The organism is Vibrio ouci (assembly GCF_004551525.1).
GTDB lineage: Bacteria > Pseudomonadota > Gammaproteobacteria > Enterobacterales > Vibrionaceae > Vibrio > Vibrio ouci.
On the sequence record NZ_SATR01000195.1, the window covers coordinates 1 to 1,260 of the forward strand.

At 46.6% G+C, this 1,260-nt stretch carries 1 protein-coding gene; it reads left to right on the forward strand.

The window, feature by feature from the left end; all coding sequences use genetic code 11:
* The first annotated feature begins 79 nt into the window (after window positions 1-79).
* Window positions 80-1,203 (forward strand): IS3 family transposase gene (locus ELS82_RS25075; RefSeq protein ID WP_134837778.1). Its coding sequence is split into 2 segments (ribosomal slippage): window positions 80-332 and window positions 332-1,203, totalling 1,125 coding nucleotides; the frame shifts between segments, so codons are not numbered across the junction.
* Window positions 1,204-1,260 lie beyond the last annotated feature (57 nt).

A 1,260-nucleotide genomic window follows, 5' to 3' on the forward strand; every position in this document is an offset into this window, starting at 1 on the left:
AGAAGTGGCTCCCGATTTTCGGACATGACTTTAAGTGATTGATCTGTTTTGATAGTACCTAAAAATACTGGAACAGATTATGACTAGAAAACGTAGAAACCACTCACCCGAATTTAAAGCTAAGGTGGCGCTTGATGCTGCTAGAGGTGATAAAACTGTCGCTGAGTTAGCTCAGAAATACAGCCTTCACGCTAACCAAATCTCCACATGGAAAAAAGAGCTGCTCGAAAACGCAGCCATGATTTTTGCCTCTGAAAGTCAATCTGGTAAGGACAGCTCTGAAGAAGTGGACAAACTCCACGCCAAGATTGGTCAATTGACCATGGAAAATGATTTTTTGGCCAAAGTGCTCGGTCGTTAGACCGAGCCCAGCGAAAGAGCTCGCTGGTTAAATCCACCCAATTGCCAATAAAGCGCCAGTGTGAGCTTCTCAATATTGCTCGCTCTACTGCTTACTATCAACCCATAGGCCTCTCTGCTGAAGAGATTGAACTACGTCGCATGATTGACGAAATTCATCTTCAGTATCCGTTCATGGGGAGCAGACGCATTCGAAATGAGTTGGCTAAAAAAGGCCATAACGTTAATCGTAAACGTGTCGTTCGGCTCATGCGAGATATGGGGCTTGGGGCTATTTACCCCAAGCCTCGAACGACCCTGGCGAACAAAGCACACAAGGTTTATCCCTACCTGTTGCGTGATATCGAAGTCACTTATCCGAACCAAGCTTGGGCAATTGACATCACGTATATCCCGATGGCTAAGGGGTTCCTGTATTTAGTGGCCATTATCGACTGGTATAGCCGAAAGGTGCTGTCTTGGCGGCTATCCAACACGATGGACACGAGCTTTTGTATCGAAGCCCTTGAAGACGCGCTTAAATATTATGGACCGCCAGATATCTTCAACTCAGATCAAGGCAGCCAGTTTACCAGCACCGAATTCACACAGAAGCTAATCGACCATGGCGTCAGGATAAGTATGGATGGGAAAGGCCGCTGGGTCGACAATGTTTTCATCGAGCGATTATGGAGAAGCCTGAAATATGAGGAGGTTTACTTAAAAGCTTACACCACGCCCCGAGAAGCAGAGCTTGAAATCGGCCACTACATCGTGTTTTATAATGAGGAGCGTAACCATCAGGGACTCAATGACCTCACCCCTGATGAAGCCTACTTTGGTCGGCAGAGATACGCTGCATGAGCTGGATCAACCACTTAAGAAGTTAGCTTATGTGTCCAACCATTGGGGTCCACTTCT